Genomic DNA, 20,249 nt, shown 5'->3' with positions numbered 1-20,249 from the left:
TAGGCTCACACCATTGGTTCTTAAGAGCTGCCTGGGTGCATACCGTAAAGTGATGGCCATTTCGTCAGGAGTGAATACCGTGAGTGAGCGTTCCAGTCATTGGCAATTGCAGACCATCGTCAGCCAGCTGCGCGGCGCCCGCGACCAGTGGCGAACGCGCAACGGGCGCTTGAGCGGCGAGCATGGTGGCCGCGAGTTGCCATCCCGCGAGGCGGTGGCACAGATTCTTGAGGCGTTGTGCGGTGCCCTGTTTCCGATGCGCCTGGGCCCGGCGGACCTGCGCGAAGAAAGCGAAGACTTCTATGTGGGCCATACCCTCGACGTCGCGCTCAACGCCTTGCTCGCCCAGGCGCGCCTGGAATTGCGCTATGCCGCGCGCCAGAGCGGTGAGGACGACAGTGAAGTCAATGCCCATGCCATTCGCCTGATCCAGGATTTCGCCCTGGCGTTGCCATCCCTGCGCAGCTTGCTGGACACCGACGTGCTGGCTGCCTACCACGGCGACCCGGCCGCACGCAGTGTGGATGAGGTGCTGTTGTGCTACCCGGGCATCCTGGCGGTGATCCACCATCGCCTGGCCCACCACCTGTACCGTGCCGGCCTGCCGCTGCTGGCGCGCATCAGTGCGGAAATCGCCCACTCGGCCACCGGCATTGATATCCACCCCGGCGCGCAGATCGGCCCGAGCTTCTTTATCGACCACGGCACGGGCGTAGTGATTGGCGAGACCGCGATCATCGGCGAGCGGGTGCGCATCTACCAGGCGGTGACACTGGGCGCCAAACGCTTTCCTGCGGATGAGGATGGGCAATTGCAGAAAGGCCACCCGCGTCACCCTATTGTTGAAGATGATGTGGTGATTTATGCCGGGGCGACGATCCTGGGGCGGATCACCATTGGCCAAGGCTCGACCATTGGCGGCAATGTGTGGCTGACCCGCAGCGTGCCGGCCGGGGCGAATATCACCCAGGCGAACTTGCAGCATGATGATGGGGCGCAGAAGTAATACCTGAGTAGACACCCATCAGTGTGGGAGCTGGCTTGCCTGCGATAGCGGTGTATCAGTCAAAGGAAGGGCGGCTGACCCACCGCTATCGCAGGCAAGCCAGCTCCCACATTTAGAATGTATTTCAACGTGGGGTCGCTGAACGATTTGCCTCCTTCATCCGTCATACCAATCCCTGAGCTAGTGTAGGAAACACCTACCACTCAGCCCCGAGATTAGTCCCAGACCGCCTATTCATGTTTAACTTGAACGTTCGTTCAAGTTAAACCGGTGGTTCGCTGCCCGCTCACAACAGGAGGCTTACCTTTGCTGAGTCCGTTTTTTACAGCCATATCCCGCAACCTTGAGGTGCATCGTTCATGAGTGCATCGTCCACCCCTTCCAGCGGCATGGTGCGCATGAATGCGCCCGTTTTCTACTTTGCCGCCACCGTCATCCTGCTGTTTGGCATCACGGTCATCGCTATCCCGCAACAGGCCGGTGCCTGGCTGCTGGCGGCGCAAAACTGGGCGGCCAACACGGTCGGCTGGTACTACATGCTGGCGATGACGCTGTATCTGGTCTTCGTGGTGGTCACCGCGCTATCGGGCTACGGCAAGATAAAACTCGGTGCCGACCACGACGAGCCCGAATTCAGTTACCTGTCCTGGGCCGGCATGTTGTTCGCCGCCGGGATCAGCATCACGCTGTTTTTCTTCTGTGTCTCGGAGCCGCTGACCCATCTGGTGCAACCGCCCCAAGGCGAAGCAATGAACGCCGATGCGGCGCGCCAGGCCATGCAGGTGCTGTTCCTGCACTGGGGCCTGCATGGCTGGGGCGTGTTCGCGTTTGTCGGCATGGCCCTGGCGTATTTCGCCTACCGGCATAACCTGCCGCTGGCGTTGCGCTCGGCGCTGTACCCGCTGATCGGCAAGCGCATCAATGGCCCTATCGGTTACGCCGTGGATGGCTTTGGCATCATTGCCACCGTGTTCGGCCTGGGTGCCGACATGGGCTTTGGCGTACTGCACCTCAACTCTGGCCTGGACTACCTGTTTGGCATTGCCCATACCCAGTGGATCCAAGTGGGCCTGATTACGTTGATGATGGGCGCGGCAATCATCGTGGCCGTGGCCGGCGTCGACAAGGGCGTGCGGGTGATGTCCGACATCAACATGCTGCTGGCCTGTGCGTTGCTGCTGTTTGTGTTGTTCGCCGGGCCTACCCAGCACCTGCTCAACACCTTGATCCAGAACATCGGCGATTATTTGGGCGCGCTGCCCACCAAGAGTTTTGATGTGTACGCCTACAACGAGCCGAGCGACTGGCTGGGCGGCTGGACAGTGTTCTACTGGGCCTGGTGGATCGCATGGTCGCCGTTCGTAGGTCTGTTTATTGCGCGTATTTCCCGTGGCCGCACCATCCGCGAATTCGTGTTTGGCGTGCTGCTGATTCCGCTGGGCTTCACCCTGGCGTGGATGTCGATTTTCGGTAACAGCGCCATTGACCAGGTGCTCAACCATGGCATGGCTGCACTGGGCCAGTCGGCGATCGATGACCCATCGATGAGCCTCTACCTGCTGCTGGAAACCTACCCGTGGAGCAAGACGGTGATCGCGGTCACGGTGTTCATCAGCTTTGTGTTCTTCGTGACCTCGGCGGACTCCGGCACTGTGGTGCTCTCCACCCTCTCGTCCAAAGGCGGCAATGCTGACGAAGACGGGCCGAAGTGGCTGCGTGTGTTCTGGGGTGCGATGACCGCCCTGGTCACCAGTGCGTTGCTGTTCGCCGGCAGTATCGACTCGCTCAAGTCTGCGGTGGTACTGACCTCGCTGCCGTTTTCGCTGATCCTGCTGTTGATGATGTGGGGGTTGCACAAGGCGTTCTACCTGGAGTCGCAAAAGCAGATCGCGCAGTTGCATTCCCTGGCGCCGATCTCCGCTTCGCGCAAAGGCCGAGGCGGCTGGCGCCAGCGCTTGAGCCAGGCGGTGCATTTCCCATCCCGCGATGAGGTGTACCGCTTCCTCGAGTCGACGGTGCGCCCGGCGATCGAAGAAGTGACGGCGGTGTTTGTCGAAAAGGGCCTGAATGTGGTCACTCAGCCGGACCCGTCCAACGACAGCGTCAGCCTGGAAATCGGTCATGGCGAGGAGCATCCGTTCATCTACCAAGTGCAGATGCGCGGCTATTTCACACCGTCGTTTGCCCGCGGTGGCATGGGTTCGAAAGAGATCAACAACCGCCGTTACTATCGTGCGGAGGTGCACTTGAGTGAGGGCAGCCAGGATTATGACCTGGTGGGCTATACCAAGGAGCAGATCATCAACGACATCCTCGACCAGTACGAGCGCCATCTGCAGTTCCTGCATTTGGTGCGCTGATAGCGTTCCTCTAAAGTAGGTCTTTGCTGTAAAAGGTAGAGGCAGACTTAAGCGATTCAGCTGCTTATAAGGCCCGGGAATATACCTATTCCCGGGCCTTATTTGCCCTAGATCAAGAGAGGATTCGATGACGTACATTGCTGCCGAAAACCGCTATGAATCTATTCCTTATCGCCGCGTAGGCCGCAGTGGATTGGTGCTGCCGGCACTGTCCCTGGGGTTGTGGCACAACTTTGGCGACAGCACCCCGATCGACACCCAGCGCGCCTTGCTGCGCACGGCGTTCGACCTGGGCATCAACCACTTCGACCTGGCCAACAACTACGGCCCGCCCTACGGCAGCGCCGAGATCAATTTCGGTCGGTTGCTGCGCGAAGACTTCAAGCACTATCGCGACGAATTGATCATCTCCAGCAAAGCCGGGTGGGACATGTGGCCCGGCCCTTACGGCCAGGGTGGCGGTTCGCGTAAATACGTATTGGCGAGTCTGGACCAGAGCCTGCAACGCCTTGGCGTCGATTATGTGGATATCTTCTACTCCCACCGCTTCGACCCCGACACGCCCCTGGAAGAGACCGCCAGCGCCCTGGCCACCGCCGTGCAACAAGGCAAGGCGTTGTACATCGGTATCTCGTCTTACTCCGGGGTAAAAACCCGCGAAATCGCAGCCTTGCTCAACGAGTGGAAAGTGCCGTTGTTGATCCACCAGCCGGCCTACAACCTGCTCAACCGTTGGGTGGAAAAGGACCTGCTGGACACCACTGAAGAACTTGGCGCTGGGGTGATCGCCTTCACGCCGCTGGCCCAGGGTTTGCTCACCGACAAGTACCTCAACGGCGTACCGGCCGATGCGCGGGTCAATCGTCCGGGTGGCGGCTCGTTGCAGGCCCAGCACCTGTCCGAAGCCAACATCGCCCATGTACGCGGCCTGAATGAAATCGCCAAGCGCCGTGGCCAGAGCCTGGCCCAGTTGGCGCTGGCGTGGACATTACGTGATCCACGGGTAACCAGTGCGCTGATCGGCGCAAGCCGGCCGGAGCAGATTATCGAAAACGTCGGGGCGTTGAAGAACTTGAGCTTCAGTGCAGAAGAACTGGCGGAGATTGATCGGTTTGCGCAGGAAGGTGGGATCAACTTGTGGGAAAAGCCTTCCACAGCCGAATAACCTGCCGCCCAGCGATCAAAATGTGGGAGCGGGCTTGCTCGCGAATGCGGAGTGTCAGTCAGTAAATAGGTGACTGAGTCACCGCATTCGCGAGCAAGCCCGCTCCCACATTTTAATTTTCATTGATGGATATATCGTGCTTGGCGTTAGAACGGCACATCCCCAAGAATCGTCGCCCGGTGCATCACCCGCCGCTGTGGCCGGTAGTCATCCACGGCGTAATGCTGGGTGACGCGGTTATCCCAGAACGCCACATCATTCTCCTGCCAGCGCCAGCGAATGGTGAATTCCGGGCGGGTGGCGTGGGTGAACAGCAGCTTGAGAATGGCCTCGCTTTCGGCCGGTTCCAGTTCATTGATTCGAGTGGTGAAGCCGTCGCTGACGAACAGCGATTTACGCCCACTCACCGGGTGCGTGCGCACGACCGGGTGCGATAGCGGCGGGTTTTTCTTGCGGGTTGCTTCCCAGCGCACAAGGTCTTCGGCGGTGTTGCCAAAGCGCTCCAGCGGGAACGACTTGGTGAAATCGTGCGTGGCGGTGAGGCCATCGAGCAAGCGCTTTAACGGCTCGGACAACGCCTCATACGCCGCAATCCCGCTGGCCCACAAGGTATCACCGCCGAAGGCTGGCAGCAGCTTGGCGCTGAGCACAGCGCCCAGGGCCGGCGTGGGCAGGAAGGTCACGTCGGTATGCCACACCGCGTTATCACGCACATCCGTGACGGCGGTGTCGAGGATCAGCACCTCGGGCTGTTCCGGCACGTTGGGGTAGATCGGGTGGATGTGCAGGTCGCCAAAGTTTGCCGCGAACCGTGCCTGTTGCGCAGGGGTGATCGGCTGGTCACGGAAGAACAGCACCGAATAGTCGAGCAACGCCTGTTCAATGGCGTCGCGCTGTTCAGGGTTCAGCGGCTGTGTGACGTCGACGCCACTGATCTGGGCGCCCAGGGCGGTGCTTAATGGGGTAACGGTCAGGCTGCTCATTGTGGGTTCTTCACTCAGTGTGCCTGGCCATGCCAGGGCACTAATTTACGCTGCAGGGCGCGCAGGCCCATTTCCATGGCGAAGGCGATCAGGGCGATCACCAGGATGCCCAGCACCACCACATCGGTGACCAGAAATTGCGCCGCCGACTGCACCATGAAGCCCAGGCCGCTGGTGGCGGCAATCAACTCGGCGGCGACCAGGGTCGACCAGCCCACACCCAGGCCGATACGCACTCCGGTGAGGATGTCGGGCAGGGCGCTGGGCAGGATCACATGGCGAATCAGTTGTGCGCGGGTGGCGCCCAGCGACTGCGCAGCCCGCAGCTTGGCCGGGTCGACGGTGCGCACCCCGGTTGCGGTCGCGATGGCGATCGGGGCGAAAATCGCCAGGTAAATCAGCAGCACCTTGGACAGCTCGCCAATGCCGCACCAGATCACGATCAGCGGCAGGTAGGCCAGCGGCGGAATTGGCCGGTAGAACTCGATCAACGGATCGAAAATGCCTCGGGCAATGCGGTTGGCTCCGATGGCAATCCCCACCGGCACGGCGGTCAGCACCGCAAAGCCCAGGCCCAGGCCGATGCGGCTCAGGCTTGCGCCCAGGTGCTGCCACAAGGTGGAATCCATGTAGCCGGTGGTCGCCAGCAGCCAGCCTTTTTGCAACACGGCGGACGGTGGCGGCAGGAACAGAGGTTCGATCAAACCGGTGGCGGTCACTGCCCACCAGAGGGCGAGCAGAGCGACCAGGGTCAGCACGCTGATCCAGCGCGTGCTCAGGCTGCGACGTACCGGAATAACGGCAGGTGCCACCGGCTTGCTGGTCGTGGCGGGAAGTTCGTAGCTGCTCATGCGTACACCTGCCGTTGGGAGAACACTTTGCCCAGCACATGTTCACGGGTTTCGATAAAGCGCGGGTCGGACTTGATTGCGCGGGCTGATTCACCGGCGGCATAACGTTGGCCGAAATCCAGTTGCAGGCGTTCGACGATCTGGCCCGGGTTGGGCGCGAGCAGGATCAAGTCCGTAGCCAGGAACACCGCTTCTTCAATGTCATGGGTAATCAAGAACACCGGCTTGGCCGTGCGCCGCCACACTTGCAGCAGCAACTCCTGCATTTGTTCGCGGGTAAAGGCATCCAGCGCGCCGAAGGGTTCGTCCATCAGCAATACGCGAGGGTCGGCCGCCAAGGCGCGGGCCAGGCCGACGCGCTGTTTCTGGCCGCCCGAGAGCTGCCAGATGCGCCGGCTGTCGAAACCGGCCAGGTCCACCAGCGCGAGCATTTCGCGGGCGCGCACTTCGCGCTGCGCCTTGGGCACGCCGGCCAGTTCCAGGCCAAAGGCGACGTTGGCCAGCACGTCCTGCCAGGGCAGCAGGGCGTCGTCCTGAAACACCACGCCGCGCTCGGCGCTGGGGCCTTTGACCGGCACGCCATCGAGGGTGATACGCCCGGCAGACGGTTCGACGAAGCCGGCAATCAGGTTCAACAACGACGTCTTGCCACTGCCGGACGGGCCCAGGGCAACCAGCAGCTGCTGGGGCCCAAGCTCCAGTGAAATATCGGACAGTACCGGTTCCGGGGCGCCTGGGTACTGTGCGCTGATGCGCTCCAGTTGTAGCAAGGCCATCGCAGTGAACTCCTGGGTCAGTTGGTAATGAACTTGGCGCTGACGTAAGGGGCGTAGTCGGGTAGCACGGCATCGACCTTGCCCTGTTCCTTGAGGAACGCAGCGGTGTCGGTGACGGCCTTGGTGGTCGGCGCGCCCAGCAGGGTGACCTGGTCGGCGGCCAACGGGTAGACGTTGCCTTGCAGCAGCAAGGGGATATCGCTGGCCTTGGCGCCGGAGAGTTTCACCAGTTTGTCGACGTTGCCGGTATCGGCAAGCCAGGCTTGTGGGTCTTTGCGGTAGGCGGCGTAGGCATCCAGAGTGACTTTGGCGAAGGCGGTGACGATCTCTGGGTGCTTCTCGGCAAAATCCTTGCGCACGATCCAGGCATCGAACGTCGGCGCGCCGAACTTGGCCAGCTCCCCGGAGGTGATCAGCACCTTGCCGGTTTCTTTGGCCACGCCCAGGGCCGGGTCCCATACGTAGGTGGCGTCGATATCACCGCGCTTCCAGGCGGCGATGATGGCCGGTGGGGCGAGGTTGAGGATGGTGACTTTGGCCGGGTCGATATCCCAGTGTTTCAGCGCGGCGAGCAGGCTGTAGTGGCCGGTGGAAACAAAGGGCACGGCGATCTTTTTGCCGATCAGGTCCTGCGGGCTGTTGATCCCCGACCCGTTACGCGCCACCAAGGCTTCGGCGCCGCCGATCTGAGTAGCGACGAGAAAGGTTTGCACAGGGACTTTGCGGGTTATTGCGGCAGTCAGTGGGCTGGAACCGAGGTAGCCAATCTGCACGTCGCCGGACGCGATGGCAGCGATGATATCGGCGCCATTGTCGAATTTACGCCAGTCGATCTTGGCGTTAGTGGCTTTTTCATAGGCGCCGTCGGCTTGGGCGACTTTGGCCGGGTCCACGGTGGTCTGGTAAGCAATGGTCAGATCCGCCGCCTGGGCAAACAGGCTGGCACCGGCCAAGGACAATGCGGCCAACAGGCGCAGAGGGGTCAGCAGTTTCAAGGGGAAGCTCCTCAATCAGGCGGCCGAGAGTCGGCGTGAGAGGAGACTAAATGATCTAAGAATTAGAAAATAAATAACTTTTTCGAATTAGCTTAAAACTGTAGGAGCGAGCTTGCTCGCGAAAAACGTTAACGGTGACGCGTCCAGTCTGGATGAACGCGGTGTCCGTGGGTTCTTCGCGAGCAAGCTCGCTCCTACAGGGTGCTACTTAGTTGCTGATGGCGAGGATGCTTGCCTGGTACGAGCCGACAAACACATCGAAATCGCCCACCTCGTTCTGCTCAAGCTCCGCCTGCTGCGCCAGCGAGGCACGGGCCAGTTCTTCAAAGTGCGCTTGTTCCTCAGGCGCCAAAGGCTCCTTGCGGAAGTATTCGGCATGTACTTCGCTTTGATGCAGAGAGAACTGCGCAAAGCTTTCCTTGCGCTCAGCCATGGCTGCCAACACCTGAGCCGACGGCGTCAGGGATGGGTCCTTGACCTTGGCCAACTGGGCGTCCAGTGCCTCGCTGTGCTCGGTGATGCCGTGGCTCTGATCGAGCAGGGCGGCCAGCGGGGCAATCTTCTCCAGCAACTCGGCTGCCCACTCCTTCATGTCCACCGGCTGGCCGTCACGCTGCAATTGCAGGCCCGGACGGCGGCCTTCCTTGACCACGCTGAGGAAGTTGGAGCTGGCGTTGCCGCACTCGTTGTTGGCGAACAGTGGGCTGTCGTTCAGCGCGCAGTACAGCAGGAACGCGTCGAGGAACCGCGACTCTGGCAGGTCGATACCCATCGGCAAGAACGGGTTGATGTCCAGGCAGCGCACTTCGATGTACTGAATACCACGGGCCATCAACGCCTGGATCGGCCGCTCGCCAGTGTAGGTCACGCGCTTGGGACGGATGTTGGAGTAGTACTCGTTTTCGATCTGCAGGATGTTGGTGTTCAGCTGCACCCACTCGCCATCCTTGTGCGTGCCGACTTCAACGTACGGCGCGTAGGGCGTTGCCACCGCTTCGCGCAGGCTATCGGTGTAGCTGGCCAAGTCGTTGTAGCACGGCGTCAGGCCGGCCTGGGCATTGCTCTGGTAACCCAGGTCGCTCATGCGCAGGCTGGTGGCGTAAGGCAGGTACAGGGTGTCGGCATCGAGGACTTCAAGCTGATGCGAGCGCCCGCGCAGGAAGCCGGCGTCCAGGGCTGGCGAGGCGCCGAACAGGTACATCAACAGCCAGCTGTAGCGACGGAAATTACGGATCAGCGCGATGTAGGCCGTGGACTGATAGTCGCGGTCGGTGCCGACAAATCCTTCTGTTTCCTTGAGCAACGGCCACAACGCTTCCGGCAGGGAAAAGTTGTAGTGGATGCCCGCGATGCACTGCATGGTCTTGCCGTAACGCAGGGCCAGGCCCTTGCGGTACACGTACTTGAGCTGGCCGATATTGGAGGTGCCGTAGTAGGCAATCGGAATATCTTCCTCGGCCGGCAACGGGCACGGCATCGAGGGGCTCCACAGGTATTCGCTGCCCAGCTTGGTGTAGGCAAAGCGATGGATCTTGTCCAGGCTACTCAAGGTATCGGCCGGGTTGGGCAGGGCTGGGGTGATGAACTCCAGCAGCGATTCCGAGTAGTCGGTGGTGATCTGCTCATTGGTCAGCGCGGCGCCCAAGGCTTCGGGGTGCGGCGTTTGCGCCAGGCGACCTTCGTTGGTGACGCGCAGGCATTCGCGCTCGATGCCGTGCAAGCATTGCTCTAGCAGGGAGAGGTGTTCGCGCTTGCCGAGCAGGGCCAGGCGGCGGTTGAGAAGTTCGCTCAAGTTGGATTCCTTCACGCGTCAGTCGCCCCAATATGGGGGTGGGCAGGACGGTCTACAAGGGTGAAGTTGAAACTGGCGTGATCGCCTGGTTTTGAGTCGATTTGACCCGTTCTGAATTTGCCGACTTCACTCCATGAATTGGGCTACAGCGCAGCGAGAAAATTCCGACGCTGTTATCGCAGCGCCGAAATTAACTCAAATCGGGGGTGGGGAGCTATAGGACAGCGAACGTGCCCTGTGCTTTTGCGACAAGTCTTTCGCCCTGGTACACGTCTGCCTCGACCACCAGGGTGCGGCGACCGGTGTGGATCACCCGGCTGGTGCACAGCACCTCACCGTCTTCCACAGCGCGGATATAGTTGATCTTGCATTCGATGGTGGCGCTCTGCTGGTCGAAACCATGGGCGCTGGAACAGGCCAGGCCCATGGTTATATCCACCAGGCTGAAAATCGCCCCGCCATGGAGCTTGCCCGCGCGGTTGCGCAGGTGCGGCTCCAGGGTCAGGGCCACCTCGGCAACGCCCTCTTCCAGGCGTTGCAGGCGGCAGCCGATCAGTTCGCTGAATGCGCTCTGGGTCAAGCCGGCCGGAATCTCCATCAACGCTTCTTCAGCTGTTTAGCGTTGGCAAACAGCGACGCCATGGCGTTGTTGCTTGGCGCGGCGGTGGCGGTTTCCTTGCGCGGCGCGTTGTTCTGCGACTGGCGCGGTGCCGAACCTGGGCGAGCACCACGGGCACCGTCGATTTTCTCGCCGGGGGTGTCGCTCATGCGCATCGACAGGCCGACGCGTTTGCGCGGGATGTCGACTTCCATGACCTTGACCTTGACCACGTCACCGGCTTTCACCGCCTCACGTGGGTCCTTGATGAACTTCTCCGAAAGTGCGGAGATGTGCACCAAACCGTCCTGATGCACGCCGATGTCGACGAACGCGCCGAAGTTGGTCACGTTGGTCACCACGCCTTCGAGGATCATGCCCGGTTGCAGGTCCTTGAGGTCTTCGACGCCGTCCTGGAACTCGGCGGTCTTGAACTCCGGGCGCGGGTCGCGACCCGGTTTCTCCAGCTCTTGCAGGATATCGGTGATGGTCGGCACACCGAAGGTTTCGTCGGTGTACTTCTTCGGGTCCAGGCGCTTGAGGAAAGCGGCATCACCGATCAACGAACGGATATCGCGGTCGGTCTCGGCGGCAATGCGTTGCACCAATGGGTAGGCTTCCGGGTGAACCGCAGACGCGTCCAGCGGGTTGTCGCCGTTCATTACGCGTAGGAAACCAGCAGCCTGTTCAAAGGTTTTTTCACCCAGGCGTGCGACCTTCTTCAGCGCGGCGCGGGTTTTGAACGCGCCGTTTTCGTCGCGGTGGCTGACGATGTTCTGCGCCAGGGTGGCGTTGAGGCCGGAGATTCGCGCCAGCAGCGCTACTGAGGCGGTGTTCACGTCTACGCCCACGGCGTTTACGCAGTCTTCCACCACTGCATCCAGGCCGCGTGCCAGTTTCAGCTGCGACACGTCGTGCTGGTACTGGCCGACGCCGATGGATTTAGGGTCGATCTTCACCAGTTCGGCCAGCGGGTCTTGCAGGCGGCGGGCGATGGACACCGCGCCACGGATCGACACGTCGAGGTCCGGGAATTCCTTGGAAGCCAGCTCCGACGCCGAGTACACCGAAGCGCCTGCCTCGGAGACCATGACCTTGGTCATCTTCATGGCTGGGTATTTTTTAATCAGCTCGGCGGCCAGCTTGTCGGTTTCGCGGCTGGCGGTGCCGTTGCCGATGGCGATCAGGTCCACCGCGTGCTTGGCGCACAGGGCGGCCAGGATCGCCAGGGTCTGGTCCCACTTGTTGTGAGGAACGTGCGGGTACACGGTGGCGTGGTCCAGCAGCTTGCCGGTGGCATCGACCACCGCGACCTTGCAACCGGTGCGCAGGCCCGGGTCGAGGCCCAGGGTGGCACGCGGGCCGGCCGGTGCGGCCAACAGCAGGTCGTGCAGGTTGTGGGCGAACACGTTGATCGCCTCGGTTTCGGCGCCGTCGCGCAACTCGCCCAGCAGGTCGGTTTCCAGGTGGGTGTAGAGCTTGACCTTCCAGGTCCAGCGCACGACTTCACCGAGCCATTTGTCTGCGGGGCGATTCTGATTCTGGATGCCGAATTGTTGACCGATCATGCCTTCGCACGGGTGCATGGTGCCTGGCAGTTCGTCACCGACTTTCAGTGCGGAGCTGAGAATGCCTTCGTTGCGGCCGCGGAAAATCGCCAGGGCGCGGTGGGACGGCATGCTTTTGAGCGGCTCGTCGTGTTCGAAGTAGTCGCGGAACTTGGCGCCTTCCTCCTCTTTGCCGGCGATGACGCGGGCGCTGAGGATGGCTTCTTGCTTGAGGTAGGTACGCAGTTTTTCCAGGAGGCTGGCGTTTTCGGCGAAGCGCTCCATCAGGATGTACTTGGCGCCTTCGAGGGCGGCCTTGACGTCGGCGACGCCTTTTTCCGCGTCGATGAAGCGCACGGCTTCGCTTTCCGGGGTCAGCGATGGGTCGTTGAACAGGCCATCGGCCAAATCACCCAGGCCGGCCTCCAGGGCGATCTGGCCCTTTGTACGACGTTTCTGTTTGTATGGCAGGTAAAGGTCTTCGAGGCGGGTCTTGGTGTCGGCGAGCTTGATGTCGCGTTCCAGTTGAGGGGTCAACTTGCCCTGTTCCTCGATGCTGGCGAGGATGCTGATACGCCGTTCGTCGAGTTCTCGCAGGTAGCGCAGGCGCTCTTCCAGGTGCCGCAATTGGGTGTCGTCGAGGCTGCCGGTCACTTCTTTTCGGTAACGGGCGATGAAAGGCACCGTGGAGCCTTCATCCAGTAGAGCGACGGCCGCTTCGACCTGTTGTGGGCGTACGCCGAGTTCCTCGGCGATGCGGCTGTTGATGCTGTCCATAAAACCACCTGAAATTCTTAAAATCAGCACGCAGGCCCGTAGAAAAAGGCCGGCGAGGCTGGTTGAGCGGCCCGACTGGCGCCGCTGCCTGGGTCAAGAGGCTGGCTATTGACCCTCGAAATCGAAAAATTCACGACAAGCGGGTAAAAAAAGCCCGGCAGTAAACGGTAACGATCTGACGTTGCCCTGCACGCAGGCGCCGCATTATAACCAGCGTTCTGCCCTTCGGGGGTACTGCGCCGCAGGTTGCAGGGCGCGGGTTCGCTGGCAGTAGATGAAAAATCTGCTAACAATGCACACGGTGCGTATAACGGCAGCTACGCCATAATGCGCGCCGAGATAAGAGGAGCATCCAATGAGCAGCACCGCACAAACTGCTGAAGGCGAAAAAATTCTCATCGTTGATGACGATCCGGGGCTGAGCAGCCTGCTGGAGCGTTTTTTCAACTCCAAGGGCTATCGGGCCCGGGCGGTGCCGAACACCGAGCAGATGGATCGCCTGTTAGGGCGTGAAGTCTTCAACCTGGTCGTACTCGACCTGATGCTGCCCGGCGAAGACGGCCTTACTGCCTGTAAACGCCTGCGCGGTGCTAACAACCAGATCCCGATCATCATGCTCACCGCCAAGGGCGATGAACTGAGCCGTATCAAGGGCCTGGAACTGGGTGCTGATGACTATCTGGCCAAGCCTTTCAACCCCGATGAGCTGATGGCGCGGGTCAAGGCCGTATTGCGTCGCCAGGCACCGGCGGTACCGGGCGCACCGGGCAGCGAAGACGAAAGCGTCACCTTTGGCGACTACGAACTGTCGCTGGCCACCCGTGAGCTCAAGCGCGGTGAAGAAGTGCACATGCTCACCACCGGTGAATTCGCAGTGCTCAAGGCCTTGGTGATGAACGCTCGCCAGCCGCTGACCCGTGACAAGCTGATGAACCTGGCCCGTGGCCGGGAATGGGACGCACTGGAGCGCTCCATCGACGTGCAGATTTCCCGACTGCGCCGGATGATCGAGCCGGACCCTTCCAAGCCGCGGTATATCCAGACGGTATGGGGTGTGGGTTATGTGTTCGTGCCGGATGGCACCGCAACCAAGTGACCGATGATTTGCAGGGGCGGGTATCCTGGCGTTTGACCCCATGAGGGTCGACGGGATGCCCGGCGTCTGCAATTCTGCGAGCACCGCTCGTTCCTGCAAGGTGTGCAGCTTTCATCTATGAAAACCCCGCTGTGGTTCCCGCAAAGTTTCTTCTCCCGCACCCTCTGGCTGGTGCTTATTGTCGTTCTGTTTTCCAAGGCGCTCACGCTGGTTTATCTGTTGATGAACGAAGACGTGCTGGTGGATCGGCAGTACAGCCATGGCGTCGCCCTGACGTTGCGTGGTTATTGGGCGGTAGACCCTGAGAACCGCGAAAAAGTAGCCAAGGCATCGACCCTGACTCGAGTTGACGGCGCCGGTGTGCCTGAAGGCGAGCAACATTGGCCCTACAGCGAGATTTACCAGCGCCAGATGCAGGCAGAATTGGGCGCCGACACCGAGGTGCGGCTGCGTATGCATGTTTCGCCTGCGCTGTGGGTGCGAGCGCCAAGCCTGGGGGATGCGTGGATCAAGGTTCCGCTTTATCCGCACCCTCTGCGTGGGCAAAAAATCTGGAACGTGTTGGGTTGGTTCCTGGCCATTGGCTTGCTCTCAACGGCGTCGGCGTGGATCTTTGTCCGCCAGCTCAACCAGCCCCTCAAGCGCCTGGTGTTTGCCGCTCGTCAACTGGGCCAGGGGCGCAGTGTGCGTCTGCCGGTCAGCGACACGCCCAGTGAGATGACCGAGGTGTACGGCGCATTCAACCAGATGGCAGAAGACGTTGAACAGGCCGGGCGCGAGCGCGAGTTGATGCTGGCGGGGGTGTCCCATGACTTACGCACGCCGCTGACGCGTTTGCGTTTGTCCCTGGAATTGATGGGTGACCATACCGACCTCACCGATGACATGGTGCGCGACATCGAAGACATGGACGCCATCCTGGACCAGTTCCTGGCGTTCATCCGCGACGGGCGGGATGAGGTGGTCGAGGAGGTCGACCTCACGGAACTCGTGCGTGAGGTGGTTGCGCCCTATAACCAGAACGGTGAGCAGGTGCGCACGCGCCTGGAGCCGATCCAGCCGTTCGCATTACGCCGGGTGTCGATGAAGCGCCTGCTGAACAACTTGATTGGCAACGCCTTGCACCATGCTGGTTCCGATGTGGAAGTGGCGGCGTACGTTTCTGGCGACAGTGCAGCACCTTACGTGGTGCTAAGCGTGATGGACCGTGGCACAGGAATCGACCCGGCTGAGCTGGAAGGTATCTTCAACCCCTTCACCCGTGGCGACCGCGCCCGAGGAGGCAAGGGCACCGGGTTGGGGTTGGCGATTGTGCGGCGGATTGCGTCGATGCATGGCGGCAATGTTGAGTTGCGCAACCGGGAAGGCGGCGGGTTGGAAGCACGGGTGCGGCTGCCGTTGGGGTTGATGCTGCCTAGAGACGCGGTCTAACAAGCAATCTGAACGCAAATGTGGGAGTTGGCTTGTTTGCGATAGCGGTAGTTCAGTCAACAACGATGTTGAATGTACCGGCGTCATCGCAGGCAAGCCAGCTCCCACAGTGGTTTGCGGCGTGTGGCAGATGTGGGTATTCAGCCCTTTCCCTTGGTCCGAGTCATATTCGGCCCGCCATTCTTCTCCAGATGCTGAATGATGATCCCCGCCACATCCTTACCCGTGGTGGTCTCGATTCCTTCCAGGCCCGGCGATGAGTTCACTTCCATCACCAGCGGGCCATGGTTGGAGCGCAGGATGTCCACACCCGCCACGCTCAGCCCCATCACCTTGGCTGCCCGTAACGCGGTCATGCGTTCTTCCGGGGTGATCTTGATCAGGCTGGCGCTGCCACCACGGTGCAGGTTGGAACGGAACTCACCGGGCTTGGCCTGGCGCTTCATGGCCGCAATCACCTTGTCGCCCACCACGAAGCAGCGAATGTCCGCACCGCCAGCTTCCTTGATGTACTCCTGCACCATGATGTTCTGCTTGAGGCCCATGAACGCCTCAATCACCGACTCCGCCGCCGTCGCTGTTTCACACAGCACCACGCCGATGCCCTGGGTGCCTTCCAGCACCTTGATCACCAGCGGTGCGCCATTGACCATCTCGATCAGGTCGGGAATGTCATCCGGGGAGTGGGCAAAACCGGTGACCGGCAGGCCGATGCCCCGGCGCGACAGTAGTTGCAGGGAGCGCAGCTTGTCCCGCGAGCGTGCAATGGCCACGGATTCATTCAGCGGAAACACCCCCATCATTTCAAACTGGCGCAATACCGCGCAGCCATAGAACGTCACCGAAGCGCCGATACGCGGGATCACCGCATCAAAGCCTTCCAGGGGCTTGCCCCGGTAGTGGATCTGCGGCTTGTGGCTGGCAATGTTCATGTAGGCACGCAACGTGTCGATCACCACCATTTCATGGCCACGTTCAGTGCCGGCCTCGACCAGGCGGCGGGTGGAATACAGACGCGGGTTTCGCGACAGCACAGCAATCTTCATGCAGCACCTGGGGCAGAAATAGTGGAGACCGGGAACACCGGCTTGTCTTGAACGTACTTGAGGCCCGGATTGACCACCAACTGGCCGTCAATCAGCGCCTTGGAGCCCAGCAGCAGGCGGTAACGCATGGCTTTGCGGCAGGCGAGGGTGAACTCCACCCGCCACACCCGATCACCCAGGGCCAGGGTGGTGCTGATCACGTAGCGCACCTGTGCATGGCCGTTGGAGCTCTTGATGGTTTTCATCGTCACCAGGGGTGCCTCGCAGCGCCGGTGACGCAGTTGCACCACGCTGCCCAGGTGCGCGGTAAAACGCACCCACTTTTCACCGTCGCGCTCAAAGGGCTCGATATCGGTGGCGTGCAGGCTTGAGGTGCTGGCGCCGGTGTCGATCTTCGCGCGCAGGCCCGCTACTCCCAAGTCGGGAAGCGCCACCCATTCACGCAGACCCACAACGGTCAAATGGTCAAATGTCTTCAATGTGGTTAACCGGTCAATTCGCCCAGGCTTGAGGAGATACCTCAGCCAACGCTTTGAATGCAGGCTTGGCGAACCAGAAACCCTGCATCAGAAATATTCCGCAGTCGGATAGGAAGTCGCGCTCGCCGGCACTTTCGATGCCTTCGGCGATGACAGTAACTCCCAACTGCTCACAGATTGTGACAATCCCCCGGACGATCACCTGACGGACACGATCCTGGTCGACATCGCGAATCAGCGCCATGTCGAGCTTGATCAAGTCAGGTTGGAAATCGGCCAGCAGATTCAGCCCCGAATAGCCCGCGCCGAAATCGTCGATGGCGGTCTTGAAGCCGAATTCGCGGTATTCACGCAGAATATTCGTCAAATGGCGATAGTTATCTACGTGCTCGCTTTCCAGGGTCTCGAAAATCAGCCGGTCCAGCGGGAAATTGTGCGCCCGGGCGGCCTCCAGAGTACTGCGGATACACAGTTCCGGGCGATATACGGCATTGGGCATGAAGTTGATGGAAAGGTGAGTCTGCATGCCCAGGGCAGCGGCACCGGCGATGGCTTTCGTCCGGCAGCGCTGGTCGAAGCGGTAGCGATTGGTTTCGTTGACCTGAGCCAGCACCGACAGCGCGCCTTCTCCCTGGGTGCCGCGCACCAAGGCTTCGTGGGCGAATATCGAATGGTCACGCAGGTCTACGATAGGCTGGTAGGCGAACGCAAAATCGAACCCCAGCGGCTCGCTTTGCTGGCAACCCACGCACCGCTGGTTGGGCGAGGTGAGTGAAAGGGGAAAGTCGGTCACAGCTTATCCTCGCGAAAACAGGGTGCTACCTGGCGTATCTTAGGTGAGCCTTGGGGTTTATGCGTCGAAGGGTTTCAACGGTAAAGTTGCGACATTTTTCAGAGCGAGGAATTCAAGTGGCTCAAAAGCAGGAAGAGGAAGAGAAGGTTCGGCTGGACAAGTGGTTGTGGGCAGCGCGTTTCTATAAGACCCGCGCTCTGGCCAAGGCCGCTATCGAGAGCGGCAAGGTGCATCATCGCGGCGAGCGCTGCAAGCCGGGCAAAGAGCCACGTATCGGTGATGAGTTTCAGATTCGTACAGGGTTTGATGAAAAGACCGTCGTGGTGCAGGCGCTTTCCATCGTCCGCCGCGGCGCGCCTGAAGCGCAGGCACTGTATGCCGAGACCGAAGCCAGCATCGCCAAGCGCGAAAACGCAGCAGCCATGCGCAAGGCGGGGGCTTCAGGCCTGACCACTGACGGCAAGCCGAGCAAGAAGCAGCGCCGCGATCTGTTCAAATTTCGCGGCAGCGGCAATGACGATTGATTGCACGAGTCGCTCATGCAAACTCGATCAAATGTGGGAGCGGGCTTGCCCGCTCCCACTTTTAGCCCTGGGGGGTTACGGAGTTGTGCGCATGACACTCAACCGCCCAATAACGGGCAACTTGCTCAGTAGCCCGAAAAGCGGCGCCGTCATCCGCAACAAAGCGCCCGACACCTTCGCCGCAAACGGCGTGTAATATCCCCAGCCCAACGCCAACAGCGCCAGCAGTACGCCACCGATGTAGTCGTCCTGTCCCCAATGTGCGCCCGCGACCAGCCGCGGCATCATGAACAGCAGCGCCAGGCCCCAGATCACCAGCACCTGGCCGATGCGCTTGGCAAATACGGTCATGAACATCCCCCAGATCAACAGCACCGAAGCGTGGTCGCCGGGGAAGCTCTGGCTCGAACGGTCCTTCAATTCCCAGGTTTTCTCCAGCCCTGGGAAAAAGTCGCTCATTTGAATCGCGCCGCTGATGACCATCGACGGGCTACTGTGCTGCCAGCCCATGTGCGCTGCGAGTTTGGAGAACAGCATGCGGATGAACAGCAACAGCAGCAGAATACCGAGGAAGCCAAAAAATGCCTGGCGCACCTGTATGGCCTTGAACACCCAGTCGCCGCGAATCAGCAGCGCCAACAAAATCACGCCGACCACTGCATCAAACGGCCGCAGGCTGGCCACGGCCCATACATGCAACCAGGTCGAGTTCGTGGCCAATGGGCCATTGAGCAGATGAAACAGCCACTCGTCGAAAATCACACAGAGCATCTGGCCCGTGGGCCACAGCCAAAAACACAGCAGCCCGATAGCGAGTAGATTGCAAAGAGCCCATCGCCGGAGGTTCCAGTTGGCTTGGAACAAACCCGGATTGTTCATAAACTGTCCCTCATCGCTCTATTCAGCTCCTTGAATTCAGGAGAAGTCGCACCAAGATGGTGCTAAAGCGTTTAATTTTATAAACCTTGTAATCATTTTGTCATCACTTCAGATACCCAGACCTATGACTGATCTACCGGATACCGACTTCACCCAACGCTTCATCTTCGACGAGAACGACGCCCGCGGCGAACTCGTTTCCCTGGAGCGCAGCTATGCCGAAGTCCTTGCCAAGCACGCTTATCCGGAGCCGGTCGCGCAACTGCTCGGTGAGTTGATGGCGGCGGCTGCGCTGTTGGTAGGTACGATGAAATTCGACGGTTTGCTTATCCTGCAGGCGCGTTCCGAAGGCCCGGTGCCGATGCTGATGATCGAGTGTTCCAGCGAGCGAGAAATCCGAGGCCAGGCCCGTTACGACGCCGAGCGGATCGCGCCTGACGCTACCCTGGCCGACCTGATGGCCGACGGTGTACTAGCAATCACTGTCGACCCCACGGAAGGCCAGCGCTACCAGGGCATCGTCGACCTCGACGGCGAGACCCTGTCGGACTGCTTCACCAACTATTTCGTGATGTCCCAGCAAGTCGGCACCAAGTTTTGGCTCAATGCCGACGGCAAGCGCGCCCGCGGCCTGCTGTTGCAGCAACTGCCGGCCGACCGCATCAAGGACGACGATGAGCGCACCGACAGCTGGCGCAAGCTGACCGCTCTGGCCGGTACGCTGACCGCTGAAGAATTGCTGGGCCTGGACAACGAAACCATCCTGCATCGTCTGTACCACGAAGAGGCCGTGCGCCTGTTTGACGAACAGGGCCTGCGCTTCAATTGCAGCTGCTCGCGCGAGCGTTCCGCGAATGCCTTGGTCAGCCTGGGCCTGGAAGATGCGCAAAACCTGGTGGTAGAGCATGGCGGCCATATCGAGATCGACTGCCAGTTCTGCAACCAGCGCTACCTCTTCGATGCGGCTGATGTAGCGCAGTTGTTCGCTGGCGCAGGCATCGACACCCCTTCCGACACCCGCCACTAAAACGTTTAAGCACAGGTAAATCACCTGACAAACGCCGGATTAGAGGTGTTCTGACGGGAGGGCCCTACTCTTTTTGGGCTTTTCTGGCATAATCCGGCCCACTTTTTTCGCGGTAGTAGTGCGC

18 protein-coding genes are annotated in these 20,249 nt (G+C 60.6%); 7 read left to right on the top strand and 11 right to left on the bottom strand.

The genetic code is table 11. The features are described from left to right. The first annotated feature begins 79 nt into the window (after positions 1-79). From epsC to mgrA, 3 genes are all read left to right on the top strand, one after another. Positions 80-1,006: a serine O-acetyltransferase EpsC gene (gene epsC / locus ODQ19_RS10545; protein WP_014716464.1), complete on the top strand. Its 927-nt coding sequence runs from the start codon at positions 80-82 to the stop codon at positions 1,004-1,006. 398 nt (positions 1,007-1,404) lie between these two features. Next, positions 1,405-3,366 carry a choline transporter BetT gene (gene betT, locus ODQ19_RS10540; RefSeq protein WP_165861680.1) on the top strand — a complete coding sequence of 654 codons (1,962 nt, stop codon included), beginning with the start codon at positions 1,405-1,407 and terminating at the stop codon, positions 3,364-3,366. 127 nt (positions 3,367-3,493) lie between these two features. Next, on the top strand, positions 3,494-4,531 hold the full coding sequence (gene mgrA / locus ODQ19_RS10535; protein WP_034125489.1) for an L-glyceraldehyde 3-phosphate reductase: 1,038 nt from the start codon (positions 3,494-3,496) through the stop codon (positions 4,529-4,531). A 146-nt stretch (positions 4,532-4,677) separates the two neighbouring features. Here mgrA and tauD read toward each other — a convergent pair whose 3' ends face one another. From tauD to ODQ19_RS10500, 7 genes are all read right to left on the bottom strand, one after another. Next, entirely contained in the window at positions 4,678-5,514 is an 837-nt protein-coding gene (gene tauD / locus ODQ19_RS10530) for a taurine dioxygenase (protein WP_116668576.1), read from the bottom strand. 14 nt (positions 5,515-5,528) lie between these two features. Next, the gene (gene tauC, locus ODQ19_RS10525) at positions 5,529-6,365 is read right to left on the bottom strand and encodes a taurine ABC transporter permease TauC (RefSeq protein WP_116668577.1); all 837 of its coding nucleotides are present in this window, start codon (positions 6,363-6,365) and stop codon (positions 5,529-5,531) included. Continuing rightward, on the bottom strand, positions 6,362-7,141 hold the full coding sequence (gene tauB / locus ODQ19_RS10520) for a taurine ABC transporter ATP-binding subunit (protein ID WP_014716468.1): 780 nt from the start codon (positions 7,139-7,141) through the stop codon (positions 6,362-6,364). Before tauB ends, tauC begins: the two co-directional genes overlap by 4 nt. A 17-nt stretch (positions 7,142-7,158) precedes the next feature. Next, the gene (gene tauA, locus ODQ19_RS10515; RefSeq protein ID WP_116668578.1) at positions 7,159-8,136 is read right to left on the bottom strand and encodes a taurine ABC transporter substrate-binding protein; all 978 of its coding nucleotides are present in this window, start codon (positions 8,134-8,136) and stop codon (positions 7,159-7,161) included. A gap of 208 nt (positions 8,137-8,344) precedes the next feature. Continuing rightward, on the bottom strand, positions 8,345-9,928 hold the full coding sequence (gene gshA, locus ODQ19_RS10510; protein WP_330209984.1) for a glutamate--cysteine ligase: 1,584 nt from the start codon (positions 9,926-9,928) through the stop codon (positions 8,345-8,347). A 214-nt stretch (positions 9,929-10,142) separates the two neighbouring features. Further along, positions 10,143-10,526, bottom strand: a complete 384-nt coding sequence (locus tag ODQ19_RS10505; protein WP_057709541.1) for a PaaI family thioesterase — start codon at positions 10,524-10,526, stop codon at positions 10,143-10,145. Continuing rightward, the gene (locus tag ODQ19_RS10500; protein WP_330209983.1) at positions 10,526-12,850 is read right to left on the bottom strand and encodes a Tex family protein; all 2,325 of its coding nucleotides are present in this window, start codon (positions 12,848-12,850) and stop codon (positions 10,526-10,528) included. Before ODQ19_RS10500 ends, ODQ19_RS10505 begins: the two co-directional genes overlap by 1 nt. A 355-nt stretch (positions 12,851-13,205) precedes the next feature. On the opposite strand from ODQ19_RS10500, the gene ompR reads away from it, so the two are divergent. Further along, positions 13,206-13,946 (top strand): osmolarity response regulator transcription factor OmpR, encoded by a 741-nt coding sequence (gene ompR / locus ODQ19_RS10495; protein WP_003187669.1) that lies wholly within the window; start codon positions 13,206-13,208, stop codon positions 13,944-13,946. Positions 13,947-14,063: 117 nt separating this feature from the next. Continuing rightward, positions 14,064-15,377 (top strand): ATP-binding protein, encoded by a 1,314-nt coding sequence (locus tag ODQ19_RS10490; RefSeq protein WP_014716473.1) that lies wholly within the window; start codon positions 14,064-14,066, stop codon positions 15,375-15,377. 140 nt (positions 15,378-15,517) lie between these two features. On the opposite strand, the gene rimK is transcribed toward ODQ19_RS10490, so the two are convergent. From rimK to rimA, 3 genes are read right to left on the bottom strand one after another with little or no spacing between them, the layout of a single operon-like run. Further along, positions 15,518-16,423: a 30S ribosomal protein S6--L-glutamate ligase gene (rimK, locus tag ODQ19_RS10485; protein ID WP_003187674.1), complete on the bottom strand. Its 906-nt coding sequence runs from the start codon at positions 16,421-16,423 to the stop codon at positions 15,518-15,520. Further along, positions 16,420-16,902 (bottom strand): retropepsin-like aspartic endopeptidase RimB, encoded by a 483-nt coding sequence (gene rimB / locus ODQ19_RS10480; protein ID WP_003187676.1) that lies wholly within the window; start codon positions 16,900-16,902, stop codon positions 16,420-16,422. The genes rimK and rimB overlap by 4 nt, the downstream gene beginning before the upstream one ends. A 13-nt stretch (positions 16,903-16,915) precedes the next feature. Next, positions 16,916-17,695 (bottom strand): S6 modification regulatory phosphodiesterase RimA, encoded by a 780-nt coding sequence (gene rimA, locus ODQ19_RS10475; RefSeq protein ID WP_186606394.1) that lies wholly within the window; start codon positions 17,693-17,695, stop codon positions 16,916-16,918. 116 nt (positions 17,696-17,811) lie between these two features. Between rimA and ODQ19_RS10470 the strand changes: the two genes are divergently transcribed. Then, a complete protein-coding gene (locus ODQ19_RS10470) occupies positions 17,812-18,219 on the top strand; it encodes an RNA-binding S4 domain-containing protein (protein WP_330209982.1) in 408 nt (135 codons plus the stop codon). A 75-nt stretch (positions 18,220-18,294) separates the two neighbouring features. Here the strand turns inward: ODQ19_RS10470 and ODQ19_RS10465 are convergent, their stop codons facing one another. Then, positions 18,295-19,098 (bottom strand): phosphatase PAP2 family protein, encoded by an 804-nt coding sequence (locus tag ODQ19_RS10465; protein WP_330209981.1) that lies wholly within the window; start codon positions 19,096-19,098, stop codon positions 18,295-18,297. A 124-nt stretch (positions 19,099-19,222) separates the two neighbouring features. On the opposite strand from ODQ19_RS10465, the gene hslO reads away from it, so the two are divergent. Beyond that, positions 19,223-20,125, top strand: coding sequence for an Hsp33 family molecular chaperone HslO (gene hslO, locus ODQ19_RS10460; RefSeq protein ID WP_330209980.1), 903 nt, complete (start codon positions 19,223-19,225; stop codon positions 20,123-20,125). Positions 20,126-20,249: the final 124 nt, after the last annotated feature.

Origin of the sequence: Pseudomonas sp. AM4(2022), from assembly GCF_036346515.1 — a bacterium.
Classification (GTDB): Bacteria; Pseudomonadota; Gammaproteobacteria; order Pseudomonadales; family Pseudomonadaceae; genus Aquipseudomonas; species Aquipseudomonas paracarnis.
Note: the sequence above shows the minus strand (reverse complement) of the source record. Positions and strands in the feature narration are given on the sequence as shown.

Bases quoted from the DNA above. Each gene is read 5' to 3' on its own strand.
- betT (WP_165861680.1), top strand. From the start codon at position 1,405: ATGAATGCGCCCGTTTTCTACTTTGCCGCCACCGTCATCCTGCTGTTT.
- mgrA (WP_034125489.1), top strand. From the start codon at position 3,494: ATGACGTACATTGCTGCCGAAAACCGCTATGAATCTATTCCTTATCGC.
- tauD (WP_116668576.1), bottom strand. From the start codon at position 5,514: ATGAGCAGCCTGACCGTTACCCCATTAAGCACCGCCCTGGGCGCCCAG.
- tauC (WP_116668577.1), bottom strand. From the start codon at position 6,365: ATGAGCAGCTACGAACTTCCCGCCACGACCAGCAAGCCGGTGGCACCT.
- tauB (WP_014716468.1), bottom strand. From the start codon at position 7,141: ATGGCCTTGCTACAACTGGAGCGCATCAGCGCACAGTACCCAGGCGCC.
- ODQ19_RS10505 (WP_057709541.1), bottom strand. From the start codon at position 10,526: ATGGAGATTCCGGCCGGCTTGACCCAGAGCGCATTCAGCGAACTGATC.
- ODQ19_RS10500 (WP_330209983.1), bottom strand. From the start codon at position 12,850: ATGGACAGCATCAACAGCCGCATCGCCGAGGAACTCGGCGTACGCCCA.
- ompR (WP_003187669.1), top strand. From the start codon at position 13,206: ATGAGCAGCACCGCACAAACTGCTGAAGGCGAAAAAATTCTCATCGTT.
- ODQ19_RS10490 (WP_014716473.1), top strand. From the start codon at position 14,064: ATGAAAACCCCGCTGTGGTTCCCGCAAAGTTTCTTCTCCCGCACCCTC.
- rimK (WP_003187674.1), bottom strand. From the start codon at position 16,423: ATGAAGATTGCTGTGCTGTCGCGAAACCCGCGTCTGTATTCCACCCGC.
- ODQ19_RS10465 (WP_330209981.1), bottom strand. From the start codon at position 19,098: ATGAACAATCCGGGTTTGTTCCAAGCCAACTGGAACCTCCGGCGATGG.
- hslO (WP_330209980.1), top strand. From the start codon at position 19,223: ATGACTGATCTACCGGATACCGACTTCACCCAACGCTTCATCTTCGAC.